Origin of the sequence: Pseudomonas sp. NFACC14, assembly GCF_900106885.1 — a bacterium.
Classification (GTDB): Bacteria; Pseudomonadota; Gammaproteobacteria; order Pseudomonadales; family Pseudomonadaceae; genus Aquipseudomonas; species Aquipseudomonas fluorescens_AA.
Genome location: NZ_FNOA01000046.1, coordinates 1 through 7,696, shown reverse-complemented (window position 1 = coordinate 7,696; position 7,696 = coordinate 1). Strand labels below are relative to the sequence as shown.

Sequence of the window (7,696 nt, the reverse complement as noted above, 5' to 3'; positions counted from 1 at the left end):
TAGGATTTCAATGTCCAGGTCTTTTTGCCTGAGCAACGCTTTGAGCTGCTGAATTTCACGCTGATCAGCGGTAATCGCCTTGGCACCCACCGGGGTCGAACCCAAGCGTTCCTTGCGAACCTGATCGACCCAGCGGCGAAGCGCCGTGGGCCCAATATCCAGGCTGGCGCAGACTTCGGGAACCGACTGTCCCTCGTCCAGCACCATGCTGGCCGCTTTGAGTTTGAACTCACTGGAGTAAGATTTACGCATAACCAAAAACACCTCAGATTTGGGCGCCATCATAGCGCCCGATTGAAGTGTCCAAAATCATTAGGCCAGTTCAAGCTTGCTCGCGATGAGGCCCTTTCTGTCACTGCACATCCCAGATCAGAAGAAACTCAACCCCACATGGAACAGCTTCTCGACATCGCGAATGTGCTTCTTGTCCACCAGGAACAGGATGACGTGGTCGCCGGTCTTGATCGTGGTGTCGTCGTGGGCGATCAGGACTTCTTCGTCGCGGATGATCGCGCCGATGGTGGTGCCGGGGGGCAGGCCGATGTCGCGGATGGCTTTGCCGATCACTTTGCTGGACTTGGCATCGCCGTGGGCAATGGCCTCGATGGCTTCGGCCGCGCCGCGGCGCAGGGAGTGGACGCTGACGATGTCGCCGCGGCGTACGTGGGCGAGCAAGGTGCCGATGGTTGCCAGTTGCGGACTGATGGCGATGTCGATGTCGCCGCCCTGGATCAGGTCGACGTAGGCCGGGTTGTTGATGATGGTCATCACTTTCCTCGCCCCCAGGCGCTTGGCCAGTAGCGACGACATGATGTTGGCTTCGTCGTCGTTGGTCAGGGCCAGGAAGATGTCGGCGTCGGCGATGTTTTCTTCCAGCAGCAGGTCGCGGTCCGAGGCGCTGCCTTGCAGCACCACGGTGCTGTCGAGGGTGTCCGAGAGGTAGCGGCAGCGGGCCGGGTTCATCTCGATGATCTTGACCTGGTAGCGGCTTTCGATGGCTTCGGCCAGGCGCTCGCCGATCTGTCCGCCGCCAGCGATGACGATGCGTTTGTAGTTCTCGTCGAGGCGGCGCATTTCGCTCATCACCGCGCGAATATTCGCCTTGGCGGCGATGAAAAACACTTCGTCGTCGGCTTCGATCACCGTATCGCCCTGGGGCAGGATCGGCCGGTCCCGGCGGAAAATCGCCGCGACCCGGGTCTCCACGTTCGGCATGTGTTCGCGCAACTGGCGCAGTTGCTGGCCCACCAGCGGCCCGCCGTAGTAGGCCTTGACCGCCACCAGTTGGGCCTTGCCTTCGGCGAAGTCGATCACCTGCAGGGCGCCGGGGTGCTCGATCAGGCGCTTGATGTAGTTGGTCACCACCTGTTCGGGGCTGATCAGCACGTCCACCGGGATCGCTTCGTTGTCGAACAGGTCGGCACGGGTCAGGTAGGCGGCTTCGCGCACCCGGGCGATTTTGGTCGGGGTGTGGAACAGGGTGTGGGCGACCTGGCAAGCGACCATGTTGGTTTCGTCGCTGTTGGTCACGGCCACCAGCATGTCGGCATCGTCGGCGCCGGCCTGGCGCAGTACCGTGGGCAAGGAACCTCGGCCCTGAACGGTGCGGATGTCGAGGCGGTCGCCGAGGTCGCGCAGGCGTTCGCCGTCGGTGTCGACCACGGTGATGTCGTTGGCCTCGCTGGCCAGATGTTCCGCCAGCGAACCGCCGACCTGCCCTGCGCCGAGGATGATGATTTTCATCCAGTCACTCCTATCGAATCGGTCTTAACCGCGTGCGGCGGCGATCTTGATCAGCTTGGCGTAGTAGAAGCCGTCGTGCCCGCCCTCTTGGGCCAGCAACTGGCGGCCATGGGGCTGCTTCAGCCCGGCCTGGCTGGCGATGTCCAGTTCCCGGGCACCCGGGGTGCGGGCGAGGAAGGCCTCGATCACGTCGGTGTTCTCGGTAGGCAAAGTCGAACAGGTGGCGTAGAGCAACATGCCGCCCACTTCCAGGGTCTGCCACAGGGCATCGAGCAGTTCGCTCTGCAACGTGGCCAGTGCGGCGATGTCGTCCGGCTGGCGGGTGAGCTTGATGTCCGGATGCCGACGGATCACGCCGGTGGCCGAGCACGGCGCGTCCAGCAGGATGCGCTGGAACGGTTTGCCGTCCCACCAGGTCGCGGTGTCGCGGCCGTCGGCGGCGATCAGTTGGGCGTCCAGGCCCAGGCGTTCGAGGTTTTCCTTCACCCGCACCAAGCGCTTGGCTTCCAGGTCCACCGCCACCACGCCGGCCAGCTTCGGCTCGGCCTCGAGAATGTGACAGGTTTTGCCGCCGGGCGCGCAGCAGGCGTCCAGCACCCGTTGCCCGGGCGCCAGCTCCAGCAGATCGGCGGCCAGTTGCGCGGCTTCGTCCTGGACGCTGATCCAGCCCTCGGCAAAGCCCGGCAACGCCCGTACGTCGCCCGGGGTTTCCAGCACGATACCGTCGCGGCTGTACTGGCACGGGATGGCCGGGATGCCCGCCTCGCCCAGCAACGCCAGGTAGACATCGCGGGTATGGTGGCGACGGTTGACTCGCAGGATCATCGGCGGGTGGGCGTTGTTGGCCGCGCAGATCGCTTCCCATTGCTCGGGCCAGAAGGCTTTCAGGGATTTCTGCAACCAGCGCGGGTGGGCGGTGCGTACCACCGGGTCGTGTTCCAGCTCGGCCAGCAGGGTTTCGCTTTCCCGTTGGGCGCGGCGCAACACGGCATTGAGCAGGGCCTTGGCCCAGGGCTTTTTCAGCTTGTCGGCGCAGCCTACGGTCTCGCCGATGGCGGCGTGGGCCGGGACGCGGGTGTAGAGCAGTTGATAGAGCCCCACCAGCAGCAGCGCTTCGACGTCGGCATCGGCGGCCTTGAACGGCTTCTGCAACAGCTTGGCCGCCAGGGCCGACAACCGTGGCTGCCAGCGGGCGGTGCCGAAGGCCAAGTCCTGGGTGAAACCGCGATCACGGTCATCGACCTTGTCCAGTTGGGTCGGCAGGGAACTGTTCAGCGAGGCTTTCCCGCTGAGTACCGCGGCAAGGGCCTTGGCGGCGGCCAGACGCGGGTTCATGAGGCGTCCGTCGCTTGGCCGAGGACGGTGCCGACGGCAAATTTCTCACGGCGGCTGTTGAACAGGTCGCTGAAGTTCAGCGCCTTGCCACCGGGTAGTTGCAGGCGCGTCAGGCACAACGCCTGTTCACCGCAGGCAACGACGAGGCCGTCCTTGCTGGCGCTGAGGATTTCACCCGGTGCGCCCTTCCCTTCGGCGTAATTGGCCGCCAGCACTTTCAGGGCTTCGCCGTTCAAGGTGCTGTGGCAGATCGGCCAAGGGTTGAAGGCCCGCACCAGGCGCTCCAGCTCGACGGCCGGACGGCTCCAGTCGATGCGGGCTTCGTCCTTGTTCAATTTGTGTGCGTAAGTGGCGAGGCTGTCATCCTGCACTTCGCCTTCCAGCGTGCCGGCAGCCAGGCCGGCAATGGCCTCGACCACGGCCGGCGGGCCGATGAGTGCGAGGCGGTCGTGCAGGCTACCGCCGGTGTCGTCGGCACTGATGGGGGTGCTGACCTTGAGCAGCATCGGCCCGGTGTCCAGGCCGGCTTCCATGCGCATCACCGTCACGCCGCTCTCGGCATCGCCGGCTTCCACGGCGCGCTGGATCGGCGCCGCACCGCGCCAGCGCGGCAGCAGCGAGGCATGGCTGTTGATGCAGCCCAGGCGCGGGATATCCAGCACCACTTGGGGCAGGATCAGGCCGTAGGCGACCACCACCATCAAGTCCGGCTGCAGCGCCGCCAGTTCGGCCTGGGCCTGCGCGTCGCGCAGGGTCGGCGGCTGCAACACCTGGATGCCGTGTTCCAGGGCAAGCTGCTTGACCGGGCTGGGCATCAGTTTTTGCCCGCGACCGGCCGGCCGGTCCGGCTGGGTGTAGACCGCGACGATGTCGTGGGGGCTGGCCAGCAGGGCCTTGAGGTGTTCGGCGGCAAATTCGGGAGTGCCGGCAAAGACGATGCGCAGGGGCTCAGTCATGGGAAGCTCTCAATTACAAAGCAGTCGCAAAAAGAAAAAGGCTTGCCGCGGCAAGCCTTTGAAGGGGGGCATCAAGCATTCTGGCGATGAAGTTTTTCCAGTTTTTTCTTGATCCGGTCACGCTTGAGGGTAGACAGGTAATCCACGAACAGCTTGCCGTTGAGGTGGTCGCACTCGTGCTGGATGCACACCGCCAGCAAGCCTTCGGCGATCAGTTCATACGGCTGGCCGTCACGGTCCAGGGCCTTGATCTTGACCTTCTGCGGCCGGTCGACGTTTTCATAGAAGCCTGGCACCGACAGGCAGCCTTCCTGGTACTGGTCCATCTCGTCGGTCAGGGTTTCGAACTCGGGGTTGATGAACACCCGCGGCTCGCTGCGGTCTTCGGAAAGGTCCATCACGACGATACGCTTGTGCACGTTGACCTGGGTCGCGGCGAGGCCGATGCCTGGCGCCTCATACATTGTTTCAAACATGTCATCGACCAACTGACGCACTTCGTCGTCCACTACGGCCACCGGTTTGGCGATAGTGCGCAGGCGCGGGTCCGGAAATTCGAGAATGTTCAAAATGGCCATAAGCTTGATAAATGCACGTGTGAGGTAAAGTCGGGTGGCTGGCCTGGCGTGTCTTGGGATGCAGGCTACCGTTGTAAAACGTTGCCCTTGGGGAAAACAGCTCCGCAGGGCAGTGAGCCACGGGGGCTCAGGCGTTTTACGCGAACGCACATAATAAAGGGATTCACCGCATGAGGAAATCACTACTCGCCCTGCTGCTCCTGGCTTCGGCCGGTATCGCGCATGGGCAAGTGCAACTTCGGGAAGGTTTTCCCCAGCAATACACAGTGGTCACGGGGGACACACTGTGGGACATTTCCGGCAAATACCTGCGCGAGCCGTGGAAATGGCCCGAACTCTGGCAGGCCAACCCGCAGATCGAAAACCCCAACCTGATCTATCCGGGCGATACCCTGTCGCTGGTCTACGTCAACGGCCAGCCACGCCTGATCCTCGATCGCGGCGCCTCCCGCGGCACCATCAAGCTGTCGCCACGCATTCGCAGTTCGCCGGTGGCCGACGCCATCCCGAGCATTCCGCTGCAAGCCATCAACAGCTTCCTGCTGAGCAACCGCATCGTCGACACACCTGAGGATTTCGACAAGGCGCCCTACGTCGTCGCCGGCAATGCCGAGCGGGTGCTCAGCGGCATGGGGGATCGGGTCTTTGCCCGTGGCAGATTCGACTCGAACCAGTCGGCCTACGGCATCTTCCGCCAGGGCAAAGTCTACACCGACCCCGAGACCAAGGAATTTCTAGGCATCAACGCCGACGACATCGGCGGCGGCGAAGTGGTCGCCACCGAGGGTGATGTCACCACCCTGGCCCTGCAACGCACCACCCAGGAAGTGCGCCTGGGTGATCGCCTGTTCAGCGGCGAAGAGCGCTCGATCAACTCGACCTTCATGCCCAGCGCGCCAAAATCGGACATCAACGGGTTGATCCTGGACGTGCCTCGCGGCGTGACCCAGATCGGCGCACTGGACGTGGTCACCCTGAACAAGGGCCGCCGCGATGGGCTGATCGAAGGCAACGTGCTGGCGGTGATGAAGACCGGTGAAACCGTGCGCGACCGCATCACTGGCGAGCCGGTGAAAATCCCCGATGAGCGGGCCGGCCTGCTGATGGTGTTCCGCACTTACGACAAGCTCAGCTACGGCTTGGTGCTGTACGCCTCGCGCTCGCTGTCGGTGCTCGACAAGGTCCGTAATCCATAACGGGTCTCACAAGTTACCAACAGAGTTATCCACAGCTTGTTCCCGTTTGTACGGGATTTATAACGGTCAAGGATGATCGCATGTCATTACCTGAATCTGCTCCGGTTTCCCCTGCGGAACTGGAGGCTCGGCTACGCCTTCACCGCTTGCCGGAACTCGGTCCCAAGCGTTTCATGACCCTGATGGAGGCCTTCGGCTCGGCCTCCAAAGCCATCAGTGCACCAGCCAGCGCCTGGCGAGCGCTGGGCTTGCCCATCGCCTGCGCCGAGGCGCGACGCAACCCGGATGTGCGTGACGGCGCCGCCCATGCATTGGCCTGGCTAGAGCGTGCGGGCCAGCATTTACTGATGTGGGACCAACCCGACTACCCGGCGCTGCTGGCACAGATCAGCGACGCGCCGCCGCTGCTGTTCGTCGCTGGCGACGCCACCATTCTGGAAAAACCCCAGCTGGCGATGGTCGGCAGTCGCCGGGCATCGCGGCCGGGCATGGACACCGCGGCGGCGTTTTCCCGCAGCCTGGCCGGGGCCGGTTTTGTCATCACCAGCGGCCTGGCCCTGGGCATCGATGCGGCGGCCCATCAGGCGGCGCTGGACGTTGGCGGGCGCACCGTCGGCGTGCTGGGCACCGGCCTGGAAAATTTTTATCCACAGCGCAATCGTCGGCTGGCGGACGCCATGATTGCCCAAGGCAGCGCAGTGCTGTCGGAGTTCCCGTTGGACGCGCCGCCCCACGCCAGCAACTTTCCGCGTCGCAACCGGATCATCAGCGGCTTGTCCCTGGGGGTGCTGGTGGTGGAAGCCAGTGTCGCCAGCGGCTCGCTGATCACCGCCCGGCTGGCGGCGGAACAGGGCCGCGAGGTGTATGCCATTCCTGGATCGATCCATCACCCCGGCGCCCGGGGCTGCCATCAGCTGATCCGCGACGGTGCGGCGCTGGTGGAAACCGTCGAGCACATCCTCGAAGCGTTGCGCGGTTGGCAGCAGTTGCCGCTGGCCGCAACGCCTGAGCCGGTGACCCATCCGCTGCTGCGCCTGCTGCACGCCGCGCCGTTGAGCAGCGAGGCGTTGGCCGACGCCAGCGGCTGGGGCTTGCCCAAAGTGTTGGCGGCGTTGACCGAGCTGGAAATGGAAGGACGCGCCACCTGTGACAACGGGCGCTGGTTTGCGCGCTAGGTTTTATGGGGAAGATCGGTAAACTGCCCACAGCCTTATTTGCGTTGCGGGAGAATCTTTCATGGTCAACAGTTGGCGTGTGCAACAAGCCGCGCGAGAAATTCGCGCCGGGGCGGTGATTGCCTATCCAACCGAAGCGGTCTGGGGCCTGGGTTGTGACCCGTGGAACGAGGAGGCGGTGGAGCGCCTGCTGGCGATCAAGTCGCGGCTGCCCGACAAAGGCCTGATCCTGGTGGCTGACAACATCCACCAGTTCGACTTCCTGTTCGAAGACTTCCCCGAAACCTGGATGGACCGCATGGCCAGCACCTGGCCGGGGCCCAATACCTGGCTGGTGCCGCACCAGAACCTGCTGCCGGAATGGATCACCGGCGTACACGACACCGTCGCGCTACGGGTCAGCGACCATCCCACCGTGCGCGACTTGTGCTCGTTGGTCGGGCCGCTGGTGTCCACCTCGGCCAACCCCCAAGGGCGCCCGGCGGCGCGCACGCGGATTCGCGTCGAGCAGTATTTCCGCGGGCAGATCGACCTGGTGCTCGGCGGCAACCTGGGCGGGCGCAAGAACCCCAGCGTGATTCGCGACCTGGCCAGCGGCAAAGTGGTGCGACCGGACTGAGCCCGTATACAAACTCTGCACCTTGCACAAAACCACTGTGGGAGCGAGCTTGCTCGCGATGGGGTCAGGTCAGCGAGCATTGATATTGACTGAC

General features: G+C 64.0%; 8 protein-coding genes. 3 read left to right on the top strand and 5 right to left on the bottom strand.

Annotation, left to right across the window (positions count from 1 at the left end; all coding sequences use genetic code 11):
* The 5 genes from BLU85_RS29940 to def form a co-directional block, all read right to left on the bottom strand.
* The coding region (locus BLU85_RS29940; protein WP_139212825.1) for a transposase at positions 1-252 on the bottom strand (252 nt) is incomplete at its 3' end.
* 117 nt (positions 253-369) lie between these two features.
* Positions 370-1,743: a Trk system potassium transporter TrkA gene (trkA, locus tag BLU85_RS29935; RefSeq protein WP_060739847.1), complete on the bottom strand. Its 1,374-nt coding sequence runs from the start codon at positions 1,741-1,743 to the stop codon at positions 370-372.
* 24 nt (positions 1,744-1,767) lie between these two features.
* A complete protein-coding gene (gene rsmB, locus BLU85_RS29930) occupies positions 1,768-3,078 on the bottom strand; it encodes a 16S rRNA (cytosine(967)-C(5))-methyltransferase RsmB (RefSeq protein ID WP_092205585.1) in 1,311 nt (436 codons plus the stop codon).
* Positions 3,075-4,034, bottom strand: a complete 960-nt coding sequence (fmt, locus tag BLU85_RS29925) for a methionyl-tRNA formyltransferase (RefSeq protein WP_092205586.1) — start codon at positions 4,032-4,034, stop codon at positions 3,075-3,077. The genes rsmB and fmt overlap by 4 nt, the downstream gene beginning before the upstream one ends.
* 71 nt (positions 4,035-4,105) lie before the next feature.
* Positions 4,106-4,612, bottom strand: coding sequence for a peptide deformylase (def, locus tag BLU85_RS29920; protein ID WP_003196300.1), 507 nt, complete (start codon positions 4,610-4,612; stop codon positions 4,106-4,108).
* Positions 4,613-4,782: 170 nt separating this feature from the next.
* On the opposite strand from def, the gene BLU85_RS29915 reads away from it, so the two are divergent.
* The 3 genes from BLU85_RS29915 (at position 4,783) to BLU85_RS29905 (ending at position 7,602) form a co-directional block, all read left to right on the top strand.
* Positions 4,783-5,808: a LysM peptidoglycan-binding domain-containing protein gene (locus BLU85_RS29915; protein WP_092205587.1), complete on the top strand. Its 1,026-nt coding sequence runs from the start codon at positions 4,783-4,785 to the stop codon at positions 5,806-5,808.
* An 80-nt stretch (positions 5,809-5,888) separates the two neighbouring features.
* Entirely contained in the window at positions 5,889-6,983 is a 1,095-nt protein-coding gene (gene dprA, locus BLU85_RS29910; RefSeq protein ID WP_060739851.1) for a DNA-processing protein DprA, read from the top strand.
* A gap of 61 nt (positions 6,984-7,044) precedes the next feature.
* Positions 7,045-7,602, top strand: coding sequence for an L-threonylcarbamoyladenylate synthase type 1 TsaC (locus BLU85_RS29905; protein WP_092205588.1), 558 nt, complete (start codon positions 7,045-7,047; stop codon positions 7,600-7,602).
* Positions 7,603-7,696 lie beyond the last annotated feature (94 nt).